Origin of the sequence: Shewanella sp. Pdp11 (assembly GCF_002838165.1) — a bacterium.
Taxonomy (GTDB): Bacteria; Pseudomonadota; Gammaproteobacteria; order Enterobacterales; family Shewanellaceae; genus Shewanella; species Shewanella hafniensis.
Genome location: NZ_CP015194.1, coordinates 2,661,246 through 2,678,408 on the forward strand (window position 1 = coordinate 2,661,246; position 17,163 = coordinate 2,678,408).

At 45.6% G+C, this 17,163-nt stretch carries 18 protein-coding genes and 1 riboswitch; of the genes, 15 read left to right on the forward strand and 3 right to left on the reverse strand.

The annotated features are described in order from the left end of the window. Positions 1–30: 30 nt before the first annotated feature. Positions 31–1,500, reverse strand: coding sequence for a M48 family metalloprotease (locus AYJ58_RS11785; protein WP_106650270.1), 1,470 nt, complete (start codon positions 1,498–1,500; stop codon positions 31–33). A 112-nt stretch (positions 1,501–1,612) separates the two neighbouring features. Between AYJ58_RS11785 and AYJ58_RS11790 the strand changes: the two genes are divergently transcribed. The 3 genes from AYJ58_RS11790 to cctA all read left to right on the forward strand — a co-directional run bounded on the left by AYJ58_RS11790 (position 1,613) and on the right by cctA (position 4,047). Beyond that, the gene (locus tag AYJ58_RS11790) at positions 1,613–1,846 is read left to right on the forward strand and encodes a sulfurtransferase TusA family protein (protein ID WP_106650271.1); all 234 of its coding nucleotides are present in this window, start codon (positions 1,613–1,615) and stop codon (positions 1,844–1,846) included. A gap of 220 nt (positions 1,847–2,066) precedes the next feature. Continuing rightward, positions 2,067–3,149 (forward strand): AI-2E family transporter, encoded by a 1,083-nt coding sequence (locus AYJ58_RS11795; RefSeq protein WP_106650272.1) that lies wholly within the window; start codon positions 2,067–2,069, stop codon positions 3,147–3,149. A gap of 547 nt (positions 3,150–3,696) precedes the next feature. Further along, the gene (gene cctA, locus AYJ58_RS11800) at positions 3,697–4,047 is read left to right on the forward strand and encodes a tetraheme c-type cytochrome CctA (RefSeq protein ID WP_006081299.1); all 351 of its coding nucleotides are present in this window, start codon (positions 3,697–3,699) and stop codon (positions 4,045–4,047) included. 93 nt (positions 4,048–4,140) lie between these two features. Here the strand turns inward: cctA and AYJ58_RS11805 are convergent, their stop codons facing one another. Continuing rightward, positions 4,141–4,887, reverse strand: coding sequence for a cytochrome b/b6 domain-containing protein (locus AYJ58_RS11805; protein ID WP_106650273.1), 747 nt, complete (start codon positions 4,885–4,887; stop codon positions 4,141–4,143). 296 nt (positions 4,888–5,183) lie between these two features. Here AYJ58_RS11805 and AYJ58_RS11810 point away from each other — a divergent pair, with 296 nt between their 5' ends. Continuing rightward, complete coding sequence (locus tag AYJ58_RS11810; RefSeq protein ID WP_106650274.1) at positions 5,184–5,819, forward strand: LuxR C-terminal-related transcriptional regulator; 636 nt, start codon at positions 5,184–5,186, stop codon at positions 5,817–5,819. Between the two features lie 169 nt (positions 5,820–5,988). Here the strand turns inward: AYJ58_RS11810 and AYJ58_RS11815 are convergent, their stop codons facing one another. After that, positions 5,989–7,755: a M61 family metallopeptidase gene (locus AYJ58_RS11815; RefSeq protein ID WP_106650275.1), complete on the reverse strand. Its 1,767-nt coding sequence runs from the start codon at positions 7,753–7,755 to the stop codon at positions 5,989–5,991. 406 nt (positions 7,756–8,161) lie between these two features. Between AYJ58_RS11815 and hinT the strand changes: the two genes are divergently transcribed. From hinT to AYJ58_RS11875, 11 genes are all read left to right on the forward strand, one after another. Next, entirely contained in the window at positions 8,162–8,518 is a 357-nt protein-coding gene (gene hinT / locus AYJ58_RS11825; RefSeq protein WP_106650276.1) for a purine nucleoside phosphoramidase, read from the forward strand. Beyond that, entirely contained in the window at positions 8,515–9,042 is a 528-nt protein-coding gene (locus AYJ58_RS11830) for a PaaI family thioesterase (protein ID WP_006081304.1), read from the forward strand. The genes hinT and AYJ58_RS11830 overlap by 4 nt, the downstream gene beginning before the upstream one ends. Further along, positions 9,029–9,526 (forward strand): PaaI family thioesterase, encoded by a 498-nt coding sequence (locus tag AYJ58_RS11835; RefSeq protein WP_006086342.1) that lies wholly within the window; start codon positions 9,029–9,031, stop codon positions 9,524–9,526. The genes AYJ58_RS11830 and AYJ58_RS11835 overlap by 14 nt, the downstream gene beginning before the upstream one ends. 141 nt (positions 9,527–9,667) lie before the next feature. After that, positions 9,668–10,063, forward strand: coding sequence for a YcfL family protein (locus tag AYJ58_RS11840; protein WP_106650277.1), 396 nt, complete (start codon positions 9,668–9,670; stop codon positions 10,061–10,063). A 91-nt stretch (positions 10,064–10,154) separates the two neighbouring features. After that, positions 10,155–10,280: riboswitch (TPP riboswitch) on the forward strand. 54 nt (positions 10,281–10,334) lie between these two features. After that, the gene (locus AYJ58_RS11845) at positions 10,335–12,530 is read left to right on the forward strand and encodes a TonB-dependent receptor (protein WP_106650278.1); all 2,196 of its coding nucleotides are present in this window, start codon (positions 10,335–10,337) and stop codon (positions 12,528–12,530) included. A 106-nt stretch (positions 12,531–12,636) separates the two neighbouring features. Beyond that, a complete protein-coding gene (locus AYJ58_RS11850) occupies positions 12,637–12,897 on the forward strand; it encodes a hypothetical protein (protein WP_028760297.1) in 261 nt (86 codons plus the stop codon). Positions 12,898–12,943: 46 nt separating this feature from the next. Next, the gene (pnuC, locus tag AYJ58_RS11855; protein ID WP_106650279.1) at positions 12,944–13,597 is read left to right on the forward strand and encodes a nicotinamide riboside transporter PnuC; all 654 of its coding nucleotides are present in this window, start codon (positions 12,944–12,946) and stop codon (positions 13,595–13,597) included. Then, positions 13,597–14,760: a phosphotransferase gene (locus AYJ58_RS11860; RefSeq protein ID WP_106650280.1), complete on the forward strand. Its 1,164-nt coding sequence runs from the start codon at positions 13,597–13,599 to the stop codon at positions 14,758–14,760. Before pnuC ends, AYJ58_RS11860 begins: the two co-directional genes overlap by 1 nt. A gap of 145 nt (positions 14,761–14,905) precedes the next feature. Further along, on the forward strand, positions 14,906–15,778 hold the full coding sequence (locus AYJ58_RS11865; protein ID WP_106650281.1) for a DUF6279 family lipoprotein: 873 nt from the start codon (positions 14,906–14,908) through the stop codon (positions 15,776–15,778). Between the two features lie 70 nt (positions 15,779–15,848). Then, a complete protein-coding gene (locus AYJ58_RS11870) occupies positions 15,849–16,442 on the forward strand; it encodes an HvfX family Cu-binding RiPP maturation protein (RefSeq protein ID WP_106650282.1) in 594 nt (197 codons plus the stop codon). A 136-nt stretch (positions 16,443–16,578) separates the two neighbouring features. Further along, entirely contained in the window at positions 16,579–17,127 is a 549-nt protein-coding gene (locus tag AYJ58_RS11875; protein ID WP_106650283.1) for an NAD(P)H nitroreductase, read from the forward strand. Positions 17,128–17,163 lie beyond the last annotated feature (36 nt).

The window sequence follows — 17,163 nt, forward strand, 5'->3', positions numbered from 1 at the left end:
TGAAGTTAAATCAATTTGTAAAACAACTCATTACTTAAGCGCTTCCATCTCTTTATCGGCCATTTTGAACTGGCGTATACGGGCTTCAATACGTGCAAGCTGTAAGGGATTACTTTCAGATGCACGGTAGGCAAAGTTAAGCTGATCGATAGCGCCCTTATAATTAGCTCCCAAAGCCATGAGCTCAGCAGTAGAAAAATATTCTAACGCCTGATTGCCTGTTTTTTTATAAACAGCGCTCAGTAATTGGTAGGGCAGCTGATTTTGTTTATCGAGGAATATCATGTCCTCCAATAAAGGAATAGCCTTAGGGGCTTGGTCAGCTTCGATGTAAATATTGGCTAAGTTGGCGTTAATCACTTGCGATGTTGGCTTCATTTTTCGCTGGGCTTCAAGTATAGCAATCGCCTTTGCATAGTCCTTACGTTCGGTCAATAAGTCGGCTTTCGTATCGATATAAAACAGATTGTTATCATCAATTTTTAACAGTTCATCGACGATTTTTTCCGACTCATCAAACTTCTTCAATCTAAATAACGCCAGCGCTTTGCCATAGAGCGCCGCCTCTTTAAAGCTGTAGGTCTGTTTGTTTAGTTGCTTGTCAAACATGCTCAAAACCGCTTCGTCGCTATAACTGGAAAAACGGACTTGAATACGAGCTTTCGCCAGTTGGAAGTTCAGGTTATCGGGAATATAACGCTTAGGATATTGCTCGGCGCGGTTACGGGCTTCAGTGATCCGCGACTCTGGTAATGGGTGAGTTAGCAGCATTTGTGGCGGTGTGGTGGTAAAGCGGTAACGAGTGGCTAACTTACCAAAGAAATCCGCTGCAGCGTTGGGATCAAAGCCTGCATCCACCAAAATTTGCATACCGATGCGGTCGGCTTCTTTCTCGTGCAAACGGGTATAGTTGATTTTTGATTGTGTTGCCATCGCTTGGGTCGTCGCCAGTGCAGCCATACCAGCTTGTGGTACGGCAATGGTTAATAAAATGGCGCCGAGTAAACCCGCAATTGTCGCAGGATTGCTCTTTTGTTGTGCTTCGAGCGAACGCGCAAGGTGACGTTGGGTAACGTGGGTAATTTCGTGGCCGAGTACTGAGGCGAGTTCGCTTTCGTTATCGGCATTGAGAAATAAGCCTGTGTGCACGGCAACATGGCCGCCGAAGAAGGCGAAGGCGTTGATTTCATCATTTTGTAACAAGAAGAAATAGAAGGGCGTTTTTACCCCTGTGGCATGGGCGACCAGTTTGTTGCCAAGTTCTGTAAGGTACTGACTCAACACAGGATCATTTAACATAGGCGCCGAGGAGCGAATTATGCGCATATAGGCATCACCGTAAACCATTTCTTTTTCAAGGCTGAAGGTGTTAACTGCGGCAGTACCTAAATCCGGTAAGTCATTGTTAGCAAAGCTTTTGGCGGCTAAGGTTAGCAGCATCAAAGAGAATGCGCCTGCAACAAAAGGTTTTAATCGAGTCAAAAAAGTCAAGTTACGCAAGCGGATCCTTTATTTCTAATTATCTCAACTAAAGGCAGAGATACTGCACTTAGCTTGTAGTTTGAGGTGCAACTTAGGATAATAGCCCAAGTTCGTCTATAGCAAGTTCATTATGATTTTTATTGATTTAACGCTATTTCGCTGTCCTGTACCTTTAGTTAAAGTGAAACTTGCATTGAAGCCAATGCGAGACGGCGAGCAATTGCATATCTTACTCTCAGACTCAGGTTCGCGACGAGATGTTCCCCAATATTTAAAAAAACAAGGTCATGTCGTGCAAGAGTTGCGTAATGATGTGAGTCTGTTAGCCTTGATGGTCACCAAAGTTGATCTATCTCAGGGATAAATTGAGGATTTTCATGTTTAAATCCTTTCCGAGTCGTGACCTAATTTAATGTGCACGCTAGATAAGTTCACCAAATGAGTTTGCTAGCTGGGCGTAAGATTTCCGTTCTGCTAACAAGTTGAAGTGAAAGTAGTTTGATAACGTCGTAGATAACACCATGATAAATAAACTTTCCTGAGCGTTTGGGAAGCCTAGCCAACCATCACTATTGGAATGATCCATGTTTACTGTTTTTTCTCGTTGGTATCAAGAGCGCTTTAGTGATCCACAAGCTGTGACCTTAATGGCTATTCTTGTTGGGTTCGCTTTAGTGATTTATTTTGCCGCAGGTTTACTTGCCCCCTTATTAGTCGCGCTGGTGTTGGCATTTTTATTGGAATGGCCCGTGGCGCAAATGCTGAAATTAGGCATTAATCGCACCGCTGGTGCGTCCTTAGTTATCGTGTTGTTTTTGGGCATTGTGGTCTTACTGACATTTGGCTTAATTCCGAGTGTGTGGCGTCAAGGCGTGAGCTTAATTGCCGATTTGCCGAGCATGATAGATAAAGGGCTGCTGACGCTACAAACCTTGATCAACCAATACCCGCAATTTATCAATCCTGAGCAATTAGATTTGATGGTCGCAGAGCTTAAAAAACTGCTCGATACTCAGCATGTACTGGATATTGCTAAGCAATTAATTGGCTATTCAGCGTCATTACTCGTCTTGATGGTATATGCGATTTTAGTGCCTCTGTTGGTGTTTTTCTTTTTAAAGGATAAAGACCAGCTGATCAGCGGCAGTAAGCGTTTTTTCCCTGCTAATCGTCAATTAGCCCGCAAAGTGTGGTTTGAAATGCATCAGCAAATTTTCAATTACATTCGTGGCAAAGTGATTGAAATCGTGGTGGTTGGTGTCGCGAGCTATATCTTGTTTGCCTTAATGGGGCTGAGGTATTCAATGTTGCTCGGGGTGTTGACTGGCTTGTCGGTATTGATCCCCTATGTTGGCGCAACCTTAGTCACCTTGCCGATCACCTTAGTGGCATTTTTTCAGTGGGGTTTTAGTTCTGAATTCGGCTATTTGATGTTGGGTTACGGCATTATTCAGGCGCTCGACGGTAATTTACTCGTGCCGATTTTGTTCTCCGATGCGGTGGATTTGCATCCAGTGATAATCATAGCCGCGGTATTAGTCTTTGGTGGTTTATGGGGCGTGTGGGGGGTATTCTTTGCCATTCCATTGGCTTCCTTGGTTAAAGCCGTGATTAACGCTTGGCCTAAAACTGAGGTTGAGACTCTTCAGGGACTCGATGCGAGTTGATGACGACTCGCTCGATTTCCAGAGCTTGTTTTGTCTGCTGGCTTGCATGTAACAACTGAATTTAGTCTCTAAATTTAGAGACTAAATTTGACACTGAGTTCCGCCATGGAGCTCAGTGTCAGAGACGAGTAGGGCGTTTAGGCACTCTTTTTAATTTCCACGTATAGTCGTCATTACACATCTTTATCAAGCAGCACTTACTCCTTTAGTTAACTTTTATGGTTTTGAGTTTGTCCTTAAGTCCTTCGAGTAGAGCCCAAATTGTTTAACCCTGGCTTTTTATTATGTCCTTAGTTGCTATAGGGATTTACATTATGTAATCTCTAGGTTAGGTATATGTAAAACTCTTATATAAGCATGTGGTTACATGATGCAGCGCACATTTTACCCTTGAGTATGTTGATAAAGTTGGGTTGCTTAGCATGGGTTTGCTTATTCGTACATCCTTAGCTAAGTTATATCGAGTCGTGCTATTTACTTTTGGTTGCGAGATGGAAGTCACCCTGACAAGAATTTCCACTGACAATCGCCATTGGAGGATACTATTGTGAGCAAAAAACTATTAAGTGCGCTTTTCGGGGCAAGTCTCGCAGCGTTAGCGCTGTCGCCAACCGCATTTGCTGCAGATCAAAAATTGTCTGATTTCCACGCTGAGTCGGGTGGATGTGAAAGCTGTCATAAAGATGGTACACCTTCTGCGGATGGTGCCTTTGAATTTGAACAGTGTCAAAGCTGTCACGGTTCTCTTGCTGAAATGGACGCTGTGCATAAACCACATGACGGCAATTTAGTCTGTGCAGATTGTCATGCGGTGCATGATATGAATGTAGGTGAAAAACCGACCTGTGAAAGTTGCCATGATGATGGCCGCACACCAGCGACGATTCTGAAAAAATAATTAAAAAATGTTAGAAGCGTTGGCATCTGCCTTCAAGTCTACATAAATAACGCCAGCAAATGTTGGCGTTATTTTTATCAGTAAATGAATCAATTACTCGTCTTTTGGTTGGCCTTGGATGATCTTCTTACCAGAGAACATGGCTGAAATAATGCCAGGTTGACGTTTAACTTCGGTATAAACCACAGCGAATACGTGTAGTAAAATCAGTAGTAAAAGTAGATAAACCGCATAAACGTGAACTTGACCGGCTAGTCCCTTCAGCGGTTTAAGCGCAGCCGCTTTCTCAGTATTCACTCCAGTGGCATCATAGGGTTTTAAGCTTGCTGGGTCGACATTAGTATCGGCCAGATAGCTTTGTACTGCACTACCTAATGGCGGAAAGTAAATATCGGTTCCTGCACGTAAAAGCCCAGTAACCATGATAGTGATTAACAGCAGCATGATGCCGAGAACGGCAAATTTGCCTTTAGGATTATGGCCTAAATACTGCGGATTTTTACCCGCGGCCAATTCTGACTTATAGGTCATTAATTCATTTTTGCTATTAGCATTGGGAAACATATGGCTGAAACGCGCATATTTGTTGCCGACAAAACCCCACACAAGGCGAATAATGAGGTTGATTGCAAACGCATAGCCTATGTACACGTGTAAAGTTTTTAAGCCAATTTTGCCCGTTAATTCAGTGATGCCCAGCTCAGCACGATACATCATGATGCCACCGACTAAGATGAGTGCGAGTACGAGAATGACATTAATCCAATGGAATAATCGCGTCGGTTTGTCCCAAACTGAGTAGGATTTAACTTCAAACGCGCTGGGTTTGCTGCTGGACATGGAATTTCCTTATTTTTTTGTTGGTATGATCTTACGCTTTTATCTCAAAATTTCAGTAATTTTTTTCAGTTTCAATTAAGACTTCTGATTGATAGTGTATTCAACGAAAGTGTTAGAAGTTTTTGATTTGCGTACGGTAAATATTTTTCACGTAAGTCTTTTTAATCTGTTTTATCTAATGCTAATATCGTAACCACGGTAGACTTGGAAGTCTATTGAACGGATGTTGAAGTTGTATTGAGAGGATTTTAGGTTCTCAAAGTGAATAATCGTTAATCAGACAGGGAGTGAGCAGGATGTTCAAAATATTACATTGGATTGTAGTGTCACGATCGCAAGTATTAATGGAATTGCTAGCAGGACGTTGGCCACAGGAGTTTCTCGTTAAGTTGACGCAAGTCAGCCCTGATGAGATGTGTGAACAAATCAAGGATAATCATGCCTCCATGGTAGTGATTGATTTAGCAACTGTTGATCTTCAAAAAGCCCATCAATTTCAGCGTTTACTTGCCCGTGAACAACCAAGTGTACGAGTCGTCTATTTACAATTCCCTAAACAAGTCGATGCACGTTTTTTAATGCAAGCGGCCACGACCGCAGGGGTGTTTTATCTCGATGCGGGTTTAACTGAGATTAGCCTAGGATTCTCGAATATTTTACGAGGCCATAGGGTGATACCAATTCAACTTGTCAATGGGGTAAACGATGACTTTGGTTTGTTCGAAGATACTGAGCCGCTGACGATTCGTGAGCGAGAAGTATTACAAGCCCTCTTAACGGGTAGTACTAACTTAGATATTGCTAATCAGCTGTTTGTCAGTGAAAGCACGATAAAAACCCATTTGTACCGAGTATTCCGTAAGATCGGTGTGTCGAGCCGTGGTCAAGCGATCGCGTGGGCGCAAACCTATTTGCACGATGTGATGGTTTAAATCTGTATTAGCACTGATAGAAGACACTAATTTGGCAAGGGAATACTGTTCTAGACATAGATGTGTGCGTTTAGAGATTAGTACCTAAGTTAAGTGTTATCTCAGAAATGATAAAAGGGGCTTTTGCCCCTTTTGTTTGTCTTAAAATCAATCGAATTAAAACGTTAAATTAACGTCCTAACCAAGCCGCGAGTTTAGTTCTGTCACTAATTGCTAGGGCGACAGTGTCCTTCGGCGCGGCAGTTATCATCAATTCACCCGTCATCAATTCATCCCGTCTAAACCAATGTAGATTCAAGGATTCACCCAGCGGATATTGCTGTAGCTGCGACTCAAATTGCGCGCTGACTTGCAAGTTATCGGCGGCGATTAAGATATCCCCCGCACTTAATCCCGCAAGGTGGGCTGGGCTGCCTTGGGTAACGGTCACCACTTTCAATCCCATCGGCGCCGCTTGGGTTTTCGCACCAAAGGTAAAGTCATAGCCTTTTAGTTGCCCGCCGCCCACATCCTGCGGACCTTGGCTGGCGCGAAGGTTAAACTCGACACCAAATTCGGCGAGTAGTGGAGCCAGTGGAATATCGTCGGTGTTATCTAAGTAGGTAAATAAATCGTGGCAATCACGGCCAAGGAGTCGCTCGACAATCGCTTGGTGGCAGCTGTCAGTCGTGCCTTTATTTTGCAGGGCATATTCCTGCCACAGGATCTGCATCACATGGTCGAGATTGTATTTGCCTTGGGTTTCATGGCGCATGGTTAAATCTAAGTACAGCGCAAACAGCGCGCCTTTGGTGTAATAACTGATGATAGCGTTTTGCGCGTTTTCATCCTGCTTATAGAACTTAGTCCATGCATTAAAGCTCGAGTCCTTAACGCTTTGTTTAAAGCGTCCTTGGCTGCGATAAACGCGGGTGAAGGTTTCACTCAGCATATCTAAATAGCTTTGTTCATCTACCAACCCGGCGCGATAGGTAAGGAAGTCATCATAATAGGAGGTGATGCCTTCATAGGCCCATAGCTGCGGCGTATAGGTTTCAGCCTCCAGTTTATAGGGTAAAAAGCACTCTGGCTTAATACGCTTCACGTTCCAGCTGTGGAAATACTCGTGGCTGCACAAGGATAAATAAGTGCGATAGTCGTTATTGATTGGCGCATTGAGCGACAGCGGTAAGTCCTTGCGTGAGCACATTAATGCGGTAGAAGCTCTGTGTTCTAACCCGCCAAAGCCATTGTCTAATACTGTGGTCATAAACAAGTAACGTTTAAACGGCGCAGGCGTACCAAAAAGATTGATTTGATACTCACAAATGGCTTTCAAGTCTTGGCAGAGTCTTGGCATGCAAGCGCGGTGGCGGCCATTGAGGACGATATCGTGTTGGACGCCGCAGGCATCGAAACTGGCTAAGGTAAATAAGCCCATTTCCACAGGATGATCGATGAGCTCGTCATAGCTTGTGGCACTAAATTGGCCGAAGGCAAAGTCGTCACCACTGATGCGGGTCATGCTGGTAGCGACGCGCCAATCACTTAATGTGGTCTCAGAGGGCGGTAACATAGTGACAGTGTGGGTTTGTTGTTCAAAACCGTGGGCGGATAAAAACACGCTACTGCCGTTAAAGAAGCCGTGGGTCGTGTCCAAATGCGCAGTACGCACCGACAGATCCCAAGCATACACTTGATAAGTCAGAATAATTTCGCTGCTATTATTGTCAATCGACCAAGTTTGCTTATCTAGTTGGCTGAGCTTGAGCGTTTGGCCATTGGCATCTTGTGCCTTGAGTTCAATAATATTTTTAGCAAAGTCGCGCACCATATAACTGCCAGGCAGCCAAGCGGGTAGGCTAAAGACTTGCACTGGCTTGGGTTGGGATAATGTCATAGTAACAGCGAATAAATGGGCTTTCGGATCGACGGGGATTATCTGGTAATGGATCATATTTATCCTGCAAAACCTGAGTATTTTAATGGTGGCCATGCTGCCAAAAATGCCTGCAACTGGCAAATGAAAAGCAAAATATCTACAGACACAAAGCATTGAATTGTCAATATACCCAAGCAACCTGAAGATACGAGTTCAGAGCGCCTAGGGTGCTTCAATTCAAGGCGCATCAATGACAGAATGTCGGCCACCTTTTGAATTGATGCAACACGGGAGTGGAGTGCCCTAGACGCTCCGTCCCGGCGGGTTTTAACGCACTTTATGCTTTGTTGGTTATTTTTAACTTAGCCCACTAGGTCCGCAAATAACCGCCTTGCCTAAAGTGCGTTAAACTCCAGCTGAATCATGCATCTTCAAGTTGTTTGGGTATATACTATGCCAACTAACCCAAGGAGGACGCCCCATGGCCGAAGAAACGATTTTCAGCAAAATTATTCGTCGCGAAATTCCCGCGGATATTCTGTATCAAGATGAACTAGTGACTGCCTTTAGAGACATTTCCCCTAAGGCGCCTACGCACTTCTTGATTGTGCCAAATCATTTAATCCCAACGGCAAACGACATGAAAGCCTCTGATGAGCCTGTGCTTGGTCGTATGATGACGGTTGCAGCTAAATTGGCGGCGGAAGCGGGTATCGCTAAAGATGGCTATCGACTGATCATGAACTGCAATCAACACGGTGGACAAGAAGTCTATCACATTCATTTCCACCTTGTGGGCGGGGAGCCTCTGGGGCCCATGTTGAGCCAAGGCAAATGAAGGTCAATTCGGATTTTTTCCCGTTGACCCAAATGGCGCAGCGGTTTGTGGATCAACTCGCTCAGTGTCGCCGTCTCGGTTTAACGGTACTGGAGGCGAGCGAGCATCATGTGTTGATTGAGTTGCCCTACAGCACTGAATTAATTGGTTATCCCGATACGGGGGTTATCCACGGCGGAGTCATTACTACTTTAATGGATACCGCCTGTGGCAGTGCTGTGGTTAGCGCGATATTCCATAAATTCAAATTGTTAGAAATCTCACCTACGCTCGATTTGCGGGTGGATTATATGAAGCCCGCTCAGCCCCATAAACCTGTGTTTGGGTTTGCGGAATGCTACAAATTGTCCTCTAACATTGCCTTTACCCGCGCGATTGCTTATCAAGACAGCATAGATGATCCTATTGCCCATGCTGTTGGCTCTTTTATGCGGATCAGCCCAGAAATGGTCGGTGATGCCTTTAGACAAGCGTTGATGGGTGAAGCTGTGCCTGAGATAGGAGATACTGATGAGCGCAAATAATTCGGAACTTGGCACAGCCAGTGCCACTCAACACGCCCAAGTAAAAGCGCCTATCGATGTGCAAGGCATTGTTAAACGCGCCACTGAACTTAATGATTTTGGCCATTTACTTGAGCACGTTCCCTATGCCAAATTTATTGGCATGAAGGTGGAGCGTTTTGGTGATGAACTGATTTTTAAATTGCCCGCTAAAGACGACAATATCGGTAATCCTGTGTTGCCCGCCATTCATGGTGGCGTGATTGCGGGCTTTATGGAAATGTCGGCGATAGTGCAGTTAATGGTTTTTATGCAAACAGCCAAAGTGCCTAAAGTGGTCGATTTTTCTATCGACTATTTGCGTGCGGGTCTGCATAAAGATAGCTTTGCAGAATGTCGCATTACCCGTCAGGGGCGACGAGTGGCCAATGTGAATATCGATTGTTGGCAAACCAATCGTAAGCAGCTCATCGCTACGGCACGGGCGCACTTTCTGATTGATTAACTCGTTTTAGTGAGCAGATAGTTGAGTGATGATTAAGTCTGTCTTGTTAAGCATAAGTTCAGCACAGTTCACTTAGCTTGTCGTTTAATAGGGAATAATGCGCGCTAGCCGCGCATTTAGTCGCGTGACTGGGAGAAATATATGAAACAAATTTATACCGGACTATTATTGGCCGCGGCGCTGACCTTAGGTGCTTGTGCCTCACATACCGCAGGGATTTCAGTGAGTTCACTGGGTGAAACCCGCGTCGATAATACCAGCTTTGCCCGAGATATTGCGGTACAGAGTGTGGATGCTCGCCGAGTCGGTGATTTAGTGCAGGGCTCTGCACTGATTGTTAGCAAATCATCAACTGACATGCGTGTGCAGTATAAATTCACTTGGTACGACGCCAGCGGTTACACCATAGAAGATGAGGCAACCAGCTGGAAATCGGTCAAATTACACGGCAAGCAACAATTGCAAGTCTCCGCCGTGGCACCTAATGCTCAAGTGGTTACATTTGATGTGTACGTGCGCGAAACCTTTTCGAACTAAGCCTGAGTTCGCCCAGAAAATGCCAGCTATGCTGGCATTTTTCTTTTTATGACGTAAATGTGTCATCCCATGCTATTACTCATGTATACTAGGCGCCGCCAAGGGGTGTTTGCAGTGAATGAATTTACGTTGATTACTGCAAACTGAGATGTCAGCTGACGAACCCTTAGAACCTGATCCGGCTAATACCGGCGTAGGAATGGGCCAATTAACAGCACACTTCTGAATCGCTTATTCGTTGCCGGATCTCAAACATTATATTTGAGGTCCTATGTCAAACCGTAAAACGTCAAACCGTCATTCCCCGTTTTTAACCCGAGCGCCGCTGGCATTAGCCATTGTTGCCGCGCTGAGCTCTGCTGCATTTGCACAAACCGACGCTATCGATAAACCCGATCCCAGCACTGATATGGAAGTCATGGTAGTGACGGCGGATTTTCGCAGTTCAAGCTTAGAAAAAATGCCTTCAAGTATTACCGTTATCGACAGTCAAAAAATTCAAGATGAAAGCGCGCAGCATTTCGAGGATGTGCTTAATTCTATTGCTAACTTTAACTGGTCAGGTGGAAGTTCGCGGCCAAAATATTTTCAAATTCGCGGTGTAGGTGAGCAAGAGCAATACCAAGGTGCGCCTAATTCTTCTGTGGGTTACATCATTGATGATATCGATTTATCCGGTATTGGTATGGTGTCGAGCATGTACGATCTACAGCAAGTCGAAGTGCTGCGTGGACCACAGGGCACACGTTATGGCGCCAATGCTTTAGCGGGACTGATTTATCTGAAAAGTAACGATCCCACCGATGTGTTTGAACATGGCGGCGAAGTCTCGTTAGGCGATGATGATTTACGCACGTTTAGCGGTTTCAGTTCTGGCCCATTAACGGATTCTGGCAAGCTGCTTTATCGCGTGTCACTGCAGCAACATCAACAAAATGGCTACCACGACAACCTCTATTTAGGCCGTGACGATACCAATGGCCGCGATGAGTTCAGCGGCCGCGCTAAGCTGCGCTGGTATGCGACTGACGATTTGCAGTTTGATTTAACTGTGCTGCACGCCGATTTTGATAATGGCTACGATGTGTGGAGTTTAACTAATTCACCGACCCAGACGACATCGGATCAACCGGGTGTCGATAGCCAGCGCACCACAGGCGCGGGCTTTAAAGCGACCTATTCTGGCGCCGAAACCTTTGAGTTAACCTCGTTAACCTCTTTTGCGAATACCGATCACCATTACAGTTACGATGGCGATTGGTCGAACCCAGAGTATTGGGCTTCTAAGCAATGCAGTGATGACGATGGCAATCTGGCGCCGTGCCAATATGATTATTTTTGGGATAAAACTGGCCAACGTAAAACTGTGTCGCAAGAGTTTCGCTTAAGTTCTACCGAGCAGGGCCGAATTTTTGCGGACAGCACAGATTGGTTGCTTGGTGTGTACGCCATGAATCTGAAAGAAGATAACCAATTGTATTCTGAATACAATACTTGGCCGGATGAAGTCTTAGACTCTGAGTATGAAGCGACGAACTATGCCTTGTTTGGTCAGCTCGATACGGATCTGGGCTCAGATTATGCCTTATCTGTGGGTTTACGTTTAGAGCGCCGCAATAGCCATTACTCAGATACGAATAACGATAATTTCGACCCGAGCGAAACCATGTGGGGTGGACATATTGCAGTGAGTAAAGTGCTGAATGACTCACACAACGCATATGCCCGTGTCGCACGCGGTTACAAGGCGGGCGGTTTTAACATGACTTTGCCTGTCGAACTGAACGATAAAAAAGAGTTCAGTACTGAGACGCTTTATAACTATGAAATCGGCCTTAAATCCCATTGGCTAGCAGGGCTTATCGATACTAATCTGGCGCTGTTCTATATGGACAGACAAGATCAACAGGTGGCGGCATCCCAGCAAGACCCTGATAAACCACAGCGTTTTATTTTGTTCACCGAAAACGCAGGCAGTTCGAATAACTATGGTGCTGAGTTAGATGCGACCTGGTATGCCACGGATAATCTACAAATTTACTCAAGCTTAGGTTGGTTAGAAACCGCCTACGGCGATTATCAGTATCAGGACAAATATGGCACTGAGGTGGATTTAACTGGCCGCGATCTGGCCCATTCACCACACTTTACCTACAGCCTTGGTGGGACTTATCGTGCCAATTCGGGTTGGTTTGCTAACCTAAACTTAAGCGGTAAGAGCGAGTTTTACTATTCAGACAGCAATGAATCACGTTCTGAACCCTACACTATCGTCAATGCCCGCGTGGGTTATGAGGCGAGTGCATGGTCGGCTTATTTATGGGGCCGTAATTTGTTCAATGAAGAATACGGTGTGCGCGGTTTCTACTTCGGTAACGAGCCTGATAATGGCTGGGCAGAAAAGCAATATATTCGTTACGGTGATCCGCGTCAGATTGGCGTCACCTTTAACGTTAAGTTCATGTAAAAGCTCATATAATGGCTCATGTCACTATGAGCCATTTGAGTTAACTTATGACTAAGCTGTAGTCCGGTGTAAGGGCTATAGCTTCTCTCAAATTTAAGGAATTAAGATGAAACTGACCGCAGAAATTAGCATGTATCCCTTCAATGAGAATTACCTCGATCCGATAAAGTGGTTCATTGGCCGGGTGGATAGCTATCCTAATATCGAGCGCGTGACCAATGCGATGGCAACCCAAGTGTGCGGTGATTATTTAGATGTGATGACTATGCTGGCGACCGAGATGCAAGCTGCCCATGAGAAGTGGGGCAAGGCAGTATTTGTGTGTAAGTTTATCGGTGGTGAGCTGAATTTAGCCCACAGCGAATAATGTTTTAGCGTCATATACGCGACAAATAGGCAGTGAGAACAACACAATGAAAGATTTATGGTTAACCTTGGTCGAGAGTATGAATGCGGCCTTTGGTGAAGTCCATGTGATGACCGCATGGGAAGCCTTAGCGGTATTGCTGGCCATGGCATATCTACTGCTGGCAATGAAGGCGAGCGTCTGGTGCTGGGCGGCGGCCTTTGCCAGTACCGCCATTTACACTGTGTTGTTTTGGAAGGTGTCGTTACTGATGGAGTCAGTGCTGAATATCTATTATATGGCGATGGCGCTCTATGGATATTGGCTCTGGACCCAAGGCGGCGATAAACATCAAGGGGTCAAAGTGACTACTTGGTCGTTGAAAACCCACTTGAAGTTGATCGCGGTGACAGGCGTTATTTCGCTTTTTGTCGGGCACGGCATGGCGATGTATACCCAAGCCGCGTTCCCCTATTTAGATGCGGCCACGACCTGTTTTGCTGTGATGACAACCTATTTAGTGGCGAAGAAAGTACTTGAGAATTGGCTCTATTGGGTCGTTATCGACATAGTGTCTATTTACCTTTATCTCAGTAAAGGCTTGATGTTGACCTCGTTATTATTCGTACTCTATGTAGGGCTTGCAGTTGTAGGGTATTTCCTGTGGCGCACTGCGTTAGCCGATACCCGTGATGCCAATGCCTTGAAGTTACTCAGTTAATGCTCGATGTCAATGCTGCTAAGCCATACTCTGCGGGCGAATCATTCAATACACTCTTGCCCATACTCAAACGAGCTGGGCTTGAGCAAGTGCAGAGTATTTACGAGCTTTCGGGCGGCTTGAGTAATCATAATTATAAGGTCACTACGCCAACAGGGTGTTATGTGCTGCGGGTCAATGCCGATGCGGCGGACAGTTTTTGCACCCGCGAGCAGGAGCGTTTTTACTGGCAACAACTCGCCCAAGCTAAACTTGCCCCTGAACTGTTGTGGGTGAGTGAAGATGAGCGCTATTACCTCAGCGATTTTATTGAAAGTGACCTTATTGAGAGTGACTTTATCGAAAGTGCAGTAGCGAGCGCAGCAGAGTGTGCGGCAATTGAACACACTATGATTGATAGCCAATGCTTTCAACGTAAACGCTTCATCCATTGGCCAGCATTAGAGCGCCAAACCAGTGCCGCTGATTTTGTGCTGGGGCAGTCGTCTTTGGGCATTTTACATCACGGCTCTTCACCACAAGCTTGTTTAAGTCCTGAGCCTAGGTTGATGCCAATACAGCAAGATAAGCATCCCAACTCAACTGCGTGCTTACTGCTGGCATTATTGCTGCAATTGCGGGAACTGCCCACAGGTCCTTATGCCATTAGTATCACAGAACAATGGCAGGAATATCACCAGCAGATGCTTGCTTATCAGGCATCTCTTACCACAATGCACAATTGGAATGAGCGTGTGGCTAAATTGCTTAACATCCAAATCGCCATCAAAGATTGGTGCGATAACTTAGCGGCTTGTTTAATTAAACCGCAGTTTTGTCATCGCGATCTTAATCCCCACAACTTGCTACTCAAAAATAATCGTTTGTATTGTATCGATTTTGAGTATGCGACGGCGTCGCATCCCCTGTGTGAGTTAGCCGTAATGTTAGCGACCCATGCGTTAACGCCTGCCCAGCAAAACGAGTTAGTGACGCAGTATCTGAGTGAACACCCTTATGTTTCAATAAACGCCGCAGCGGCCGTGCCCGCCGCCATTGACATGTACTGGGTATTTGCCTGTTACTGGGCATTATTGATGGCGGCGCAAACGGAGCCCAGTCGTAGCGCCGACTATCTCGCATGGTTTGATTGTTTTTGGCCGCTCATCACCCAAGCATCATAAGGATGGCTGCTCGATTGGAATCATAAAGTAGGCAAAGTATTAACATGTTGAAAACCTTTATTAGACAAACTTGTTTGATATAAGAGGCAACTTTATATAGGCTCAAGCGTCATATTAGCAACAGTTCTAGGATGGATGATTCAGAATGAAAAAAGGCGTGATGCTACTTGTGTGTCTCTTAGGCTTAAGCGCCTGTTCCACTAAATTCAGTTACCATTTCCTCGATTGGGCCATCGGTTGGGAGCAAGAGGATTACGTTACTTTAGATAAATCACAGCAAAAGGCATTCGATGCCCTCATTGAAAAATTTGTCCTGTGGCACCAATCCAAAGAATTGTCCCACTATGTGGTGCAACTAACCGAAGTTGAAAGCCTCATCAAAACCAATACCTTAACGCCAGTGTTATGGGCCGAGCATGTGGAGATTGCTAAGCGGCATTGGTTTCGTTTGTTTGAGTTTGCTTTGCCAGAATTACTGCCCATCATAATGTCCTTGTCCGATGCACAGGTGAAGCAAATCCTCGCCAAATTACGGGAAGATGAGCAGGAGCTCGTCAAAGAGTTTGCCGGCAAAACCCCAACGCAGTTACAAAAAGAGGCCGATGAAAACCTTCAAGAGCAATTTGATGACTGGCTTGGCAGTGTGAGTGCTGAACAAAAAGAGCTTATTCATCAGTATAATCAACAGCGTTTATCCACCTTAGATATGTGGCTCGAGTATCGCCACGAATGGTTACGTCAGTTTGAGGTCGCCCTTGGCCAGCGCGCCGATAAAGCGCTATTAACCGAGCGTTTGACCTTGCTAATGACGCAGCCCGATGAGCTTAAGTCTGAACAACATAAAGTGTTTTTGCGTAAAAATACTGAGGCATTTGGAACCTTACTGCTAGCGATGAACGCGAGCCTCTCGGAGAAGCAGTCGAAGCACTTTTATAAAAAGTTGGGCGGACTCATTCAAGATCTCACCGAGCTTAATCAAGAAGCCATTGAAAAAGAGGCAAGTGCAAAAAAAGCCTAGGCCATGAAAGATTTATTGGCTTGCTAGGGTCTATTCCTGCAAGCCAATTCATCAGTCAAAGAGAGACACTATGCCACTTGCATCCCGTTACCAAAAATTGCTCAATATGAGTCGCTATTTCGATGGTTTAGCACCATTAGCCCTCAGGATTTACCTTGCGCCCGTGTTGATGCAAGCGGGTTATAACAAGCTCGCTCACTTTGACGATACGGTGGCTTGGTTTGCTAATCCCGATTGGGGTTTAGGCCTGCCAATGCCGGCGGTAATGGCAGGATTGGCGGCGGGAACCGAGTTCTTTGGCGCTATCTTATTACTGCTTGGGCTTGCGACTCGGCTGATTTCTATCCCTTTGATGGTCACTATGTTGGTCGCCGCATTGGCAGTGCATTGGCCAAATGGCTGGTTAGCGATTGCCGATGGCAGTTCTTGGCTTGCCAACGACAGAGTGCTTGAGGCTGGGGATAAACTGGCGAAAGCCAAAGAAATATTGCAGGAGCATGGTAATTACGACTGGCTGACCAGCTCAGGTAACTTAGCTGTGCTTAATAATGGTATTGAGTTTGCGGCCACTTATTTCATTATGTTGTTGGCACTCTTCACCTTAGGCGGCGGCCGTTACACTAGCCTAGATTATTTCATCGCTAAGCGTTGCGGGGTTAAGTAAGCCTTTTATAAAGAGCTCTGGATTTTCAAGCGCAATCAAAGCGTTAAATCCCATCCATGCGGTGGGATTTTTTTATGCCTCTTTGCCTGCAATTTGCTATGCTTGAACGCAATTTATATCGAACTAGGATAAGAACTTGGACGCTATTGAACTTTTGCTCACCCGTCAATCGACTCCGCGATTAATCGCTCCCGCTCCCGATGCGAGTCAATTAAAAATCATCTTAGATGCTGCTATTCGTGTGCCAGATCATGGTGCATTAGCCCCATGGGAATTTATTATTGCCACAGATCAAGGGTTAAACACCCTAGCCGATATCTTTGTTGAGGCGGCTAAAGCCAGCGGCGCCGACGAGGATTTCGTTAATAAAGCCAAGGGTATGCCAATGCGTGCGCCTATGGTGATCACTGTCGTTGCAAAAACGCAGCAACACCCTAAAGTGCCTGTACTTGAACAACAAATTGCAGCGGGCTGCGCAACGATGGCGATGCAACAAGCGGCTTTTGCCCTAGGCATAGGCGCGGTATGGCGCACGGGCGATTTTGCCTTCGATGCTAATGTGAATGCCGCCTTAGGCCTTGAACCACACGACCAAATTGTCGGCTTTTTGTATGTCGGTATGCCAGCGGTTGTGGCACCCCAAAAACCGCAAAAGGACGGCAGCCAATACGTCCGTTATTTATGAAAAAGCTTATGACTATATTTTTATAAACATTGTCTA